Here is a 12929-nt window from a genome sequence, read left to right on the forward strand (position 1 = left end):
TCACTAGACTGTTCTAGCCAGGAACAAGGCGCTGATTCCTGGAACGTTCGAAAAACGCTTCAATAGAGCATGCGTTGATCTCAACGACGTGGGGAGACCCGCGTCATCATTCGCTAGGCGAAACATGACCACCCCACTCTTCGAGAGCCTTCCAGCGCCACTTAAAAGCGTGCAGACGCGCCCGCTGTTTGTCATGCGACTCGACGTCAGGCCGATCGTTGTCGTCGGCGATACCCCCGGACCCTTCCGTCGCGTGGGTATCGTCCCATCGGGGTCGTTCGAAGGCGACCGATTGTCCGGAAAAGTGCTCGATGGAGGCAGCGATTGGCAGGCCGTGCGCAGCGATGGCAGCACTACGCTCGACGTACGCCTTGTTCTGCAGACCGACGACGACTCGACGATCGCCATGTCGTACCGCCGCGTTCGTCATGGGCCAGCCGAAGTGATACAGCGACTCGAGAAAGGTGAGGTTGTCGATCCATCAAGCTACTACTTCCGGATCACCCCCATCTTCGAAGCACCGGCCGGTCGATACGAGTGGCTGAACCGCATCATCGCTATCGGCACCGGCCATCGGTTCGCAAACGGACCTACGTATAGCGTGTTTGAAGTTCTGTGAGCGACTTGCCTGCTTCGGTCCGCATCAGAATTATGCTTCCGTCGGCGAACTATATTTGAGGGGAAGCTCATTGTGCGTCACTGGCGAAGGTCTGTTTGTGGCTATAGCCGCCCATCGCGTCATCCGTGTGAGCGTCCGTAGTGGGTCGCCTGCGGTCAGTCACGGCGTCGCTGTTTGCCGCCGACTTCAAGCCACGCCACGCCTAGAGCTTCTGACTTGCATGAAACGTGACGATCCGCCGCGCCACAATGAGAGTCGTTTCACCGGCTTTCGGATTCCGGCCGGGACGCTGTGATTTGTCACGCAATTGAAAGTTGCCGAATCCGGACAACTTCACGCTTTCCCCGACCTCATATTCCCTTTCGCTCTCCTGGTGGGAGCTTCTCGTGCGTTGTCTTGGCCGTCACCGCTTTCGCAGAATTGTGCTCTGCCCGCAGTCGAGCCAGTTCCTCAGAGCTAACGGTTTCGACATTGCAGTAGTCGAGCTTCCATCGCCAATCATCACTCCAGCGTTGCGGAGACTGCACGGTAGTTCGCGCAGCGGGTGCGTTCTCAAGCACGCGCAACGCGAGTTCGAGCGTGTCGGCTTGCGAGCACCGATCGTGCGGTTTGCCGGCACCGTTGCCCAAAGGGAAATCACTGAATAGCGCGCGCGGAACGCCGACATGCTCGACGATGTCTTTCGCGCACGCCAATACGACGGTAGCGATGCCGTACGATTCCAAGTGTCGCGCGACCAAGCACAGGCTCTGGTGACAGATCGGACAGTTTGGAACCACCAGCGCAACATCAGCGCCATCCTCCTGGCAGCGTCTTAGGATCTCGGGGCAATCGACTTCGATCGTATGACGCTGACTACGATTTGTCGGCGCGCCGTGGAAGCGTTGCGCGAGCCGGCCGATGCGCCGTTCGTTGACTAACTCGCGCAGCCTCGGCAAAGGAAACCAGCAGGCGCTGTCCTCCATGCTCGTGTGCTTGCGATCGATTGCGACGTGCGAGATGCGGAGATCATGATCCTGCGCCGTATCGCCCGAGTAGACGTCGAAAAATTTGGCTGCAGCGTTGTATGCTGCGCCCGGTCCTTGGTTGCCCTTATCAGGCCGAAAAGGCGCAGCCGTCGTAATCAGCGCGACGGTCGATTGGGCAAGGGGCTTCTTTAACGGCTGGAACGGCACGTCGGCATAGTGAGCCCAGCGATAAGGATTGCCATAACCCAGCGCGAGATACCAGTCGCGCGTCCGCTGCATGTAGGGCACCGGGGTATCTGCGTCAGGCGTATAGCCCATTTCTAGACCGGTAGCAGGATCGGCATTCATCGCGTCTCCATGATGTCATTCAAGAAGAGGGGTACGTACCCCGCGTGCTTTTTGGGGGGGCAGCGAGCATGCAATGCTGCTATTTACCCGAGTTTAGCCTCCTTTAACGGTCACGCATGAACTGACGATGGCGCCTCCAGAGACTCGAGCCCATGTGCAAGGTACCGGACTGGCACATGGGGGTTATCGAGTTGCACGCGGCGTTCGCGGCGGGGAGGGCTGCGAAACCCTCGGCGCGTGCGTTCGCCGATTTTCTCGCGGCCGAGCGTCTAGTAAGCTGCCGTTGAAATGACAGAGCTTCGAGCGTCGGCAACATGCCCTGAGGTGGTCCGTCAAGTTTTTTTGTTTCTTCGATGCTTCTGCGCTCCCTGATCATCACGCGCCCGCCCGTGGACAACGACGCTGCCCCACAGCGCAAAGCTGTGGACAGCCGCCTGACGGCGGTTCCGTCGTTGCCCACCGGCTCCCCGCGAGCTTCGCCTTCGGCCTGACGCGCCGCTGCGCGGCTTGCCCCAATCAGATAAAGGAGCAAGAGCCGCCCACTCTTATCCGTCGGACAGACTCAGCTTGCCGAGAAGCGGCGAGCCGCGTCTTCTCAACGCGTTCAGATAGACGCTTTCATCGTAGCGTTTTCCAGTCTGCCAACACCGGTAAAGGATGCGTATCCATTTGAATGCCAGCGCCCGCACCGCAGCCTGGTGGGAACTGCCTTTGGCACGCTGCTGCCGATAGTAGGCTCCGGCCCAGAACGATTTGTTGATCGTCTGGGCGGCCCATTCGACAAAAGTCTGGCGCAGGAAAGTTGGACATTGCCAGCGCCAATGCACCCAGCTTTTCTTGCCACTGCGCTCGGTGACCGGTGCAATGCCTGTGTACTGCAGCACTTCAACCGCGTTGCGAAAGCGCCCGCGTTGCTCGCCGAATGCCGCAAGCAGGCGTGGTGCCAGATGCGGGCCCGCGCCGGGAAGCGAGTCAAACAGCGCGAAATCGGGTAGCGTGCGCACGAGTGCTGCGATCTCTTGATCGAACACGTCGATCACCGCGAGTGTCGTGCGCAGCTGGGCCACTAACGTTACCGCGTGCAGCCGGTAGGGCGTGACGATGCCGGGATCCTCGGTTAGCGCCATCGCGCTGCGAATCGATTTGAGACGCTGGTCAATCAGCGTGGCGCGACGACAGTTGTGTGCGCGGAAGAACCCGTCAAGCGTCTTGCTGCTGGCCCGCTTGACTGCCGATAGCGTCGGCCATCGGGACAGGAAGTCACAGAAGAGCATCGTGTCAATGTCCTCGAACCAGTCGAGCGTCTGGGGAAAATATTCTTTGAGCGCGCTGCGCAAGCGATTGGTGAAGCGGTTCCTGTCGTCGACCAACTGCCGGCGCTGTTCGATCAGAACCGTCAACGATCGCATACCGACGCTCTGCGGTTTGAGCGGCGCAAACCGCTCGGGGTGACGCAGCAGCAGGTCCAGCGCCAGCTCCGCGTCTGAGGGATCGTCCTTGGCACGACTCGGCTTGAAGGCCAGGCGGTATTTGGCAAGCGTCGAAGGGTTGATGGGAAACAGAGTGAAGAAATCATACTTCTGCAACGCGGAGACGATCGGGCCTTTCGCCAGTTCTAGCGCAACGGCGATCGGGCCGCCGAAGCGCTGATGCGACGCTCTGGCCCATTCGTCGATGCACTCGACCCGATGAGGGAGGCAGCCGAATTCAACCGTATCCTCATCACCTGCCTGCAGGCAGAAGTTGTGCTTCCTATCCGCCCAATCGATACCGACGTAGGCGGCAAACTGCTGCATCAATTGGGGTGCCATCTGAACCTCCGCAAGTGGTAGATTAGCGACAAGGGGCATGCATGCTTGCGGTCAGCGAAATCATTATAGTGAGCCGGTGCCACGGCGAACCCTGAGAATTCGTTATCGAGCGCAAGCACACCCGCGGGCTCGAAGATATTGCCGTAATCGTCCAAGCAATTGGGTCGAGTTATTCGTAGCCTGCGGGTGCATGTCCTGCCTTCACTGGCAGCTTGCTGCCAGTCCCGACAGCATGTATCGATCAAAGGCGGGACGGACTACCTATAACGGGTCGGTTTATGCCATCTGCATAATTTCGGTGAGTCGCGAGCGATCGGGGTCTGCGTCGGGCAGAGTTCGGCCACAAGCGGCCGCTCACATGCACCGTCGGTCGGACATTCAGGGGTCGGCTCCACCCCGTAACCGGCCATTCGATTGTCAAAGACGAACGCTTCTTCATCGGCCATTGCGGTCGTTGGTCCCTCAAGGCGTCAATGGCTGCTATGGGTTCCTCAGCTGACGATCGCCGACCAGTCCGGGCGAACGGCCGTTTTGACCGTTGCCGAGCGGGAGCACGCATGGCGCGCCTGCCATTCACGCAGGCCCGGCAAGGTTCGTTCCATACATGGCTCAGACTTCAGGCGCGTCCCTCAAGTGGGCCAGTTCGGGATGGCTCCAACTCCCCTCCTGGCTGCTGTCGTGGCATGACGATGGAGGAAGGCGACCTCCGTTCGGAGCACGTCGGCGAACCCTGCTCCGCCTTCGTAGACGTCGTAATGACCACCGGCGCTGCGGAACAATTCTGCTCGCGGTGCCCTGCGGGCAACTTCGAGCGCGGCAGGCACCGGCGCAATGGAGTCTGCCTCCGGGACGACGAGCAGGAAAGGGACACGCACGGAGGCGGCGCGTCGCACGGGGCGACGCCACGAAAAGCTCAACAGAGACCGCGCGGCCACGCGGTCGTGCCAGCGCGTGCCATCTTTCGGGGTCATGATCCTCTCTCCGAACAGGCCGTCCGGCGTGGCGCCGATGGACAGCTCCCCGGGTTTTCCGTGACCGGGGATGTAGATCGGCTGGCGGCCGAACAGGGAGCCGAGGAGGTCGAGCAGTGCCAGCCCGAAGAGTCGAATCCCGTTCTTGGGCGGGGCCATCAGCGCAGCGGCCAAGCCGTCCGTGAGCGGGGCCTGAGCGACCGCTCCAGCCAGTCGAGAGTCGGAGGCAGCAAGTTCGACGACATGCATGCCGGCGAACGACGTGCCCCAAACAATGACCTGATGCGGGTCGATGTATGGCTGTTCAACGGCCCAGCCGATGACGGTGCTGTAGTCCGCGCGCTGGCGCGGGACGGAAAGCACTTCGCGCGGCTGCCCGCCGGAACCGCCGAAGTTGCGGTAGTCAAAGGCGATGGCGACGAAACCCTCCTCGCGAAAGCGTTCGGCGAACGGGGCCAATCCTCCCGCCTTGATGGCGCCGATACCGTGGGCCATTACGACGGCGGGATGTGGGCCGCTGCCCTCGGGCAGATAGACCCACGCTTCGATCGCGTCACCCGAAGCCGTCGGAATCTGCACTGTGACGCGCTCGGCAGAGGAGGTGTTGGAGGTCGTCATGGTCATCGCCTTTCAATCATTGCGACCTTGATCGCGTGGAGGAGCCTTAAACAGTGAGTTTGGGGCCGGCCACACCGGATATTCCGTATAGCCGTGTTGGTCGTCGCCAAAGAGCGTGTAAGGGGAAACGCAGTGAGCGGCAGCCCCTCCGGGAGGCGGCTCGTAAGTCCGAATTGGCGACGAAAGGTCGACCGAAGCCGACCAGGTCCGTAGCCCTTTTCAAGCACCCGGTTGGCGCAGGTGAAATCGTACTTGCCTGCACAATGATGGGTCGCTGGAAACGCGCGCGGATCTTCGCACGAAAGATCCGGCACAGGTGTCCGTCGTGATCGTTGTCACGGAATGTAGCGGTTCTCTCGCAATTCCGTCAGCATCTCAAGGTACATCTCCTCGGTATCGATGCAGTCTGCAAAGCCATGCTTGCGTGCCTTGATCGTGCTGGAAATGTTGTCGAAGGTCGTCTTGAAGATCGCGTCGCCGAACTTCCACGACACGATGTTTTCATACGCGTACTTGTGCAGACCATGCTGCTTGACCAGTTCGTTCCAGACCTCACTTTTGTCGGCCATCATCTGTTGCAACGAGATGGGGAACGGCTCCCCGACCGGAACGTCAAAGAATTCCGCCAGCCGTGGCCAGATGCGCGACCAGCGAAAATAGTCGCCATTGGTGATGTTGTAGACTTCCCCACGGCACGCTTCCGTCTCACCCGCCCAATCGACAGCACGTGCCAGGACGCGGGTATCCGTCACCTGATACAAGGCGTCATACGCGGCGCGTGGCCCGGGAAATGCCATGGGGACACCTAGCGCCTTCGCCAGCGTTCCGTAGACGGCGATCACCATCAACAGATTCATCGGATTGCCGACCGCCACGCCCGCTACGGCTTCCGGGCGAAATGCCGTCCAGGACCACGCCTTCCCGGCAGAACGTACTCTGAGGAAATCTTCCTGGTCGTAGTAGAAATTCGGTGGCATATGGCGGGAATCGCTTTCCTTCGCAGGTGAAGGGAACGGGCCGATATGCGCGCCGTAGGCCTTGCCGCCCTGCATCAGCGAGACGTGCCGCAGGTTCGGCGCATACTTCTCGATGACCTCGACCATGTTCTCCAGCATTGACAGGTTCACGCGCAGTTGCTCGTCAGGCGTCGACTTCTCCTGGTACGCTGCGAACACGAGATGCGTTGCATCGGTGATCTTCGACAAGAGTGCTTCGCAGGACTCACGGTCGGTCAGATCCACGGGCAGATGCTGCGCCCGGGTCGGAAAATCGGGAGCGCGCCGTGACACCGCCACGAGATTAACGTCCTTATCTTCGAAATGAGCGAGCACCCCTCGCCCGATAACCCCTACAGCGCCGGCTACAACTACGGTTTTCATAATTCCCTTCCCTTCATCGCAATTTGTTTTCGATCACCCGCGTCTTGCGGGCCGCGCTTCAGACAGCCGTAAAACCTCCATCGGCTGTCACTTCCGACCCTGTCATGAATGACGACGCATCGGATAGCAGAAACGCCAGTACTTCTGCTATTTCCCGCGGCTCGCCAAGCCGCCGCAAGATGGTCGTGCCGAGGAGCATGTTCAACTTGTCCGCGTCGCTCTCGAAATCCGCCGTCATTGGCGTGCGAATCGTGCCCGGATGCAACGAATTAACCCGGATGTTGTACTCGGCATAGTCAACTGCGAGTCCTTTCGTGAAAAGGCGGATTGCACCTTTTGTCGCGCAATACGCGCTCATACCGGGCATGTTCGCGACGAATCCGGAAATGGAGGAGATATTGACGATAGACCCACGGGCCGCCTTCTTCATCGCTGGCAGGACCGCCTGGGAGCCGAGAAATGTGCCCTTCACATTGATGTCAAAAAGGAGGTCCCAGCTTTCAACCGACAGTTCGTGCGCGGGTTGCCGAATGAGCACTCCCGCATTGTTCACCAGCCCGTCGATCCGCCCAAACTCGCTCTCCGTTGCTTCAACAATGACTTGCCACTGTCGGCGATCGCGCACATCGAGCGAGCGAAATCTCGCGACGCCTCCCCGACGAACAATGTCAGCCGCCACGTTTTCGCCGCGTGGATTGACGTCGGCCACCACGACCGCGGCGCCCCGCTCGGCCAGAAGACGGCAATGTGCTTCGCCCATACCATTGGCGCCGCCCGTGACGATAACGACCTTGTCTTTCAACATATCGGTCTCTCCTTGTCTGGTTGCTCTTTTCGCTGCGGTTATTTCAGATACTGATCAATGTTCGCTTTCGTCAAAGGGACCCGAGGAACGTCAGGTACGAAGGACCCACAATGGCGCGCATGGCGAGATCCATTGCACCTTGGCTGCGCGATCACGATCGGTTAGCGGTCAGCGGAAATACTTGTCAGAGCTTATTCAGGTAGGTGTCGACATTCGCTTTTGTAAGTGGAACCCATGGCACGTCATACTGCTTTGCGGTACCGTCTTTCCATTGCATGGTTTTCGCCCAGCAATCTGATTTGGGCTGATACGACGGCCCGGCAACGGCGCGAACTGCAAGATCCAGCGCGCCCTGCCCCTCGCAATGTGCGTCCTTGTACAGCGTGAAGAGATCGCCATCCTTCACGGCGAGCTGGCCGCCCCGATCACCATCGATTGATACGACCGGCACCGTCTTCGGGTCGATCTGCTTCAGTTTGAACGCCTCGATCGCACCGAGCGACATCGCATCGTTTTCTGAAATGACACCGTTGATCGACTTTCCGTAACGGGTCAGCCAGTCCTCCGTCACGCTCATCCCCTCCGCGCGTGACCAGTTGCCCGGCTTCGACGCGAGTACCTTGATCCCCGGATTCGCCGCAAGTACCGCATCAATTCCTTTGCGGCGCATCAGTTGGGGAGAGTTGCCGATCGGACCTTCGAGAATGACGATGTTGCCGTTGCCCTTAAGCTGATTGATAAGCTGCGTTGCTACCATGCGCCCACCTTCAGTGTCGTTCGTGCCGACATAGGCGAAGAGCTTGTCCGAGTTGGCCGTCGTCACCGAGCCGACTACGGGAATCTTCGCGGCGGCCGCGCGTGCAATCGGCGCAGCCGCTGCCTGATAGTCAACGGGCGCAACAATGATCGCGTCGAACTTCTGCGTGATGGCCGTATCGAACTGATTGCTCTGCACCATCGCGTCGGACTTGCCGTCAAGCACGGTCAACTTGACTGTGCCATTCTTGACTAGCGGATGCTGCTGCATCTCCTTGACCCAGCGCGACATGTATTCGTTCACGGCGAAAGGCATCACAGCGATTCGATAACTCCCGTTCTGTGCCAATGCCGATTGGCAGAATGAAGCGATGCCCGCGGCAGCCAACGCCAGACTCAAAAATCGTTTGATGTTACGTTTGCTCATTTCTGTCTCCAGTTTCATCTATCGGTTTCTTTACCGCTCATGGGCGAAGGAACCGCTACTTGTTGCGACGCGAAGCGTCGAGCATGACGGCGCCGACGATAATCAGCCCCTTGATGACCTGCTGGTAATAAGACGACACACCGAGCAGATCGAGACCGTTATTGATGGTTCCAATAATGAGTGCGCCGAAAATCGTGCCAACAAGAGAGCCCTTGCCGCCCGACAGGCTCGTCCCACCGATGACAACAGCGGCAATTGCGTCGAGTTCGTAGGCCACCCCCGCTTGCGGCAGTGCAGCAGTGGTGCGCGCAGTCAGCATGAGTCCACCGAGTGCCGCGGTCAGGCCGGAAATCACATAGGCAGAGATAGCCACGCGTCCGACGCGCACACCGCTGGTCGCAGCACTCTTCTCGCTGCCTCCAACGGCATAGATGTGCCGACCGAACACCGTGTGTTGAAGAACGAACCAGCAAACCGCAAACAGCAGGACGAGCGCGACGATAGGTACCGGGATACCGAGTACGCTGCCACTTCCGAGCCAGAGCAGCGGGGCGGACAGGTTGAGGATGGGCTGGCCGTCGGTGAAGATGTAAGTCAGTCCTCGTGCGACACTGAGCATTCCCAACGTCACGACGAACGACGGCAACGAAAGCCGGGCCACGGCTACGCCATTGAGCCAGCCGAGGAATGCGCCCACGCCGCATCCCGCGAGCAGCACGAGCACGATATTGTGCTCGCCGGGAGTCGTCGCGAGACTGGCCCCGACTACGCCGGCCAACGCCATCACTGCACCCACCGAAAGATCAATACCTCCGGTGAGAATGACAAAGGTCACGCCAATAGCCAGCATGCCGTTTATGGCTGTCTGACGGATGATGTTCGTCCAGTTGGACCACGTCAGGAAAACATCACTGGAAAAGCTGAGCACGATGCACAAGGCGATGAAGGCGACAGCAATCCCATAGTTGCTCGCCATCTTGAGTACAAACGGTACCGATATCGGCCTTGAGCAAGCCGTAGGTGCGGCCTCGTTCGCGGAAATATCCTGTCTCATCTTCTGTCTCCTCAATTACTGATCGGAATCATGAAGCTGCATGAAGCAGCGTCGCCTGGCTCGCGCTATGCCCAGGGAGTGTCTCGTTGATACGGCCTTTCTTGAACACAACGATGCGATCGCTCAGCTGAAGCACCTCTGGCGCTTCCGATGACACAAGCAGCACTGCACCGCCCTCACGCACGAAGCGGTCAAGCAGCGTATAGATTTCCTGTTTGGCGCCTTCGTCGATACCGCGGGTGGGTTCGTCACAGATGAGGACTTTCGGATGAGACGACAGGCATCGGGCCAGCACAACCTTCTGCTGGTTACCGCCGCTCATTGTGGATACGGCCAGTTCGTCCGAGGCTGTCTTGATGTTCAACCTGCGAATCATCCCGGATGCGTGAGCACGCTCCTTACGGCGACGCACGACGCCTTTCCATGAGAAGCGATGCAGGGCAGACAGAGAAATGTTGTGCCGGATAGGCGCCCTGAGCACAAGCCCACTTTCCTTGCGATCTTCCGTGACCATCGCCATGCCCGCATCGATCGATTGGTCCGGCCGTGCCGGCCCGACCAGACGACCGTCGACCTTCACCGTCCCGGCCTCGCGGGGGCCAATGCCGTAGACAGCGTTGAGGAACTCACTGCGGCCAGAGCCCATCAACCCGTATATACCTACAATTTCTCCGCTCGAGACCCGAAGCGTTATGTCATCGAATTGCCCCGCCTTTGTCAGATTCTCGACATCGAGCATCACCTTGCCAGCTTCGGTGCGGGAAGATTTGCGCGGTTGAGCCACTTCGCGCCCGACTATTTGCCGGACGAGATGGGTACGGTCGATATCGGCGAGCCGGCCGCTCTCAACGTAAGCGCCGTCACGAAATACCGTGTACTCGTCGGCAATCTCGAACAGTTCCTCGAGCCGATGGCTCACATAGATGATCCCCGCGCCGTGCGAGGTGAGACTGCGAATTGCCTTGAAGAGAATGTGCGTTTCACGTTCACCGATCGCCGAAGTCGGCTCGTCCATGATGACGATTTCCGCGTCGTAGCTGAATGCCTTCGCGATTTCGACGAGCTGTACCTGAGCGAGACTCAACGACGCCATCGGTGCGGCGGGATCGATGTCAAAGTTCAGCCGCTCGAGCAGCGCCCGGGCATTCGCGCGCATCGTCTTCTTGTCGACCATGACGGTCTTTTTGGGCTCGCGACCGAGGTAAATGTTCTCTGTCACGCTCATGTAGGGGATGGGCGACAACTCCTGCGTGATGATTGCGATCCGGTGATTCAATGCGTCGAGAGGTGACGCGAAATTGACGTCGCCACCACGAACGCGAATACTGCCCGCATCGCGCGTCAGGATTCCCATCAGAATGTTCAGAAACGTCGACTTGCCTGCACCGTTACCGCCACACAGCGCGTGGACGCTGCCTCGTGCAAGTCTGAACGTGCCATCTCGCAGAGCAGGCACACCGTCAAACGATTTCTGGACGCCTGATGCTTCGACAAGCAAGGAACTCATGATCTAAAACTCCTCGACCGATGCGGCGAAACGGAACGCACATTGCCAGCAGCGGTCCTGCAAACGCTGCAGAGGATCACTGCCCAGAAGTGCAACATGCGTGACAGAAAACCGGCCACTGACTCGTGCGTCGCGGCCGGCGCAGGCGACGCCCTTAAACGGCGGTATAGCCGCCGTCGACCACCAGTTCGCTGCCCGTCATGAACGAGGAATCGCTCGACGCGAGGAAAAGGACTGCGTTAGCAATTTCTTCCGCTTTCGCCGGACGCCCCAGTAGCGACGGTCCGAGCAGCTTTTTGGTCGCTTCACTGTCTTCGAGCACGCCGCGAGTCATGTCGGTGGCGGTGAGACTCGGATGCACGGAATTGACGCGGATGTTGTCCTGCGCGACCTCGGATGCGGTGGCCTTGGTCAGCAGGCGCACCGCGCCCTTCGACGCCACGTAGGCCGCAGCATCAGGAAACGCGACGATGCCCCAGTTCGAGCAGATGTTGATGATCGAGCCGCCACCACTCTTGCGCATCAACGGAATCGACGTTTTCGAACCGAGGAACACGCCGCGTACGTTGACAGCGAACGTCTTCTCCCATACCTCGAGCGACGTGCTTTCTGTGGTGCCGGACATATAGACGCCGGCGTTGTTGACGAGCACATCGAGTCGGCCAAAGCGGTCGGAGACTGCCGCAATGCCGGCCTGCCACGCTTCTTCAGATGCGACATCCAGATTCACAAACAGGGTCTCCGCGCCTGTCTCCTCCATGATACGGCTGACCGCCTTCTGACCGGCCGCTTCGTCGCGATCCGCGATCACGACCTTGGCGCCCTGCTGACCGAACACGTATGCCGTAGCGAAACCCATGCCGAGCGCGCCACCGGTAACCAGTGCCACCTTGCCTGCCAACCTTGCCATCTGAATTCCCCTTGCTAACAGTTCCGGTTGCCCAACGCACCGGCCTTGAATCAAGTATTGGTCAATCGATCAAAAATGTCAATACGTAGAGCTGATCGCCTCAAAGCCTTTCCCCGCAAGGAGAAGGCGGCATTAATCGCTGCTTCTTACGCGTAAACCACTATTTCTCATGGTGTATGCGCAGCACCGGTCACCCGGCTAAAAGAAAAAAATTTGATGCCGACGCGCAGCGGTGCTAGTCTTGTTTTTATCGAATGAACAATTTATAGACGGAGAGACGATGACCATCCTGCATCTGGACCATTTCACGTTGCGCACGTCCATGGTCGACGAGACCGTGGCATTTTTCCGGGATGCGATTGGCCTTCACGAAGGTTGGCGCCCCGCGTTTCCATTCCCAGGCAGGTGGATGTACGCGGGCGAACGCCCGGTCGTTCACATCGCAAATCTCGCAAACGACGATGGGGAACTGGAGGCGTACCTCGGCGGACGCAATGTGGCGCCGGGCGGCGGGTCGCTCGACCATATTTCACTGCGATGCCACGGTCTCGCCGAGCATCAGCGCAAGCTCGCGTCACTCGGCCTGAGCTTCCAGGAACGCATCGTGCCGGAACTCTCCGAGCATCAGGTGTTTGTCGACGACCCGAACGGCATCCGGATCGAACTGATCTTCCCTTACTCTCCGGATAACGCCGTCATGGGCGATAATCTTGGAAAACTCGAAATCAATGCAAGTTAGGGACAGACTGTGCCCGG

General features: G+C 59.3%; 11 protein-coding genes and 1 pseudogene. 2 read left to right on the forward strand and 10 right to left on the reverse strand.

Going from position 1 to position 12929, the window contains the following annotated elements; genetic code table 11:
* Nucleotides 1–124 precede the first annotated feature (124 nt).
* Nucleotides 125–619 (forward strand): DUF3237 domain-containing protein, encoded by a 495-nt coding sequence (locus P3T23_RS38200; protein ID WP_429321237.1) that lies wholly within the window; start codon nucleotides 125–127, stop codon nucleotides 617–619.
* A gap of 202 nt (nucleotides 620–821) precedes the next feature.
* Here the strand turns inward: P3T23_RS38200 and P3T23_RS38205 are convergent.
* The 10 genes and pseudogenes from P3T23_RS38205 to P3T23_RS38250 all read right to left on the reverse strand — a co-directional run.
* A pseudogene (locus P3T23_RS38205) lies at nucleotides 822–971 on the reverse strand (HU family DNA-binding protein); the annotation flags it as partial.
* Nucleotides 970–1935, reverse strand: coding sequence for a reductase (locus P3T23_RS38210; protein ID WP_429321238.1), 966 nt, complete (start codon nucleotides 1933–1935; stop codon nucleotides 970–972). The pseudogene P3T23_RS38205 and the gene P3T23_RS38210, both read right to left, overlap by 2 nt.
* 545 nt (nucleotides 1936–2480) lie before the next feature.
* Complete coding sequence (locus P3T23_RS38215) at nucleotides 2481–3731, reverse strand: IS110 family transposase (RefSeq protein WP_429321286.1); 1251 nt, start codon at nucleotides 3729–3731, stop codon at nucleotides 2481–2483.
* A 644-nt stretch (nucleotides 3732–4375) separates the two neighbouring features.
* Nucleotides 4376–5335: an alpha/beta hydrolase gene (locus P3T23_RS38220; protein WP_429321239.1), complete on the reverse strand. Its 960-nt coding sequence runs from the start codon at nucleotides 5333–5335 to the stop codon at nucleotides 4376–4378.
* 335 nt (nucleotides 5336–5670) lie between these two features.
* Nucleotides 5671–6714, reverse strand: a complete 1044-nt coding sequence (locus P3T23_RS38225; RefSeq protein WP_429321240.1) for an SDR family oxidoreductase — start codon at nucleotides 6712–6714, stop codon at nucleotides 5671–5673.
* A 58-nt stretch (nucleotides 6715–6772) separates the two neighbouring features.
* Nucleotides 6773–7519 (reverse strand): SDR family NAD(P)-dependent oxidoreductase, encoded by a 747-nt coding sequence (locus P3T23_RS38230; RefSeq protein ID WP_429321241.1) that lies wholly within the window; start codon nucleotides 7517–7519, stop codon nucleotides 6773–6775.
* 184 nt (nucleotides 7520–7703) lie between these two features.
* Nucleotides 7704–8702 carry a substrate-binding domain-containing protein gene (locus tag P3T23_RS38235; RefSeq protein ID WP_429321242.1) on the reverse strand — a complete coding sequence of 333 codons (999 nt, stop codon included), beginning with the start codon at nucleotides 8700–8702 and terminating at the stop codon, nucleotides 7704–7706.
* Nucleotides 8703–8757: 55 nt separating this feature from the next.
* Nucleotides 8758–9756, reverse strand: a complete 999-nt coding sequence (locus tag P3T23_RS38240; protein ID WP_429321243.1) for an ABC transporter permease — start codon at nucleotides 9754–9756, stop codon at nucleotides 8758–8760.
* A gap of 28 nt (nucleotides 9757–9784) precedes the next feature.
* Nucleotides 9785–11263: a sugar ABC transporter ATP-binding protein gene (locus P3T23_RS38245; RefSeq protein ID WP_429321244.1), complete on the reverse strand. Its 1479-nt coding sequence runs from the start codon at nucleotides 11261–11263 to the stop codon at nucleotides 9785–9787.
* A 154-nt stretch (nucleotides 11264–11417) separates the two neighbouring features.
* Nucleotides 11418–12173 (reverse strand): SDR family NAD(P)-dependent oxidoreductase, encoded by a 756-nt coding sequence (locus P3T23_RS38250; protein ID WP_429321245.1) that lies wholly within the window; start codon nucleotides 12171–12173, stop codon nucleotides 11418–11420.
* Between the two features lie 280 nt (nucleotides 12174–12453).
* On the opposite strand from P3T23_RS38250, the gene P3T23_RS38255 reads away from it, so the two are divergent.
* On the forward strand, nucleotides 12454–12912 hold the full coding sequence (locus P3T23_RS38255; protein ID WP_429321246.1) for a VOC family protein: 459 nt from the start codon (nucleotides 12454–12456) through the stop codon (nucleotides 12910–12912).
* Nucleotides 12913–12929 lie beyond the last annotated feature (17 nt).

It is taken from the genome of Paraburkholderia sp. GAS448, from assembly GCF_050435685.1.
GTDB lineage: Bacteria > Pseudomonadota > Gammaproteobacteria > Burkholderiales > Burkholderiaceae > Paraburkholderia.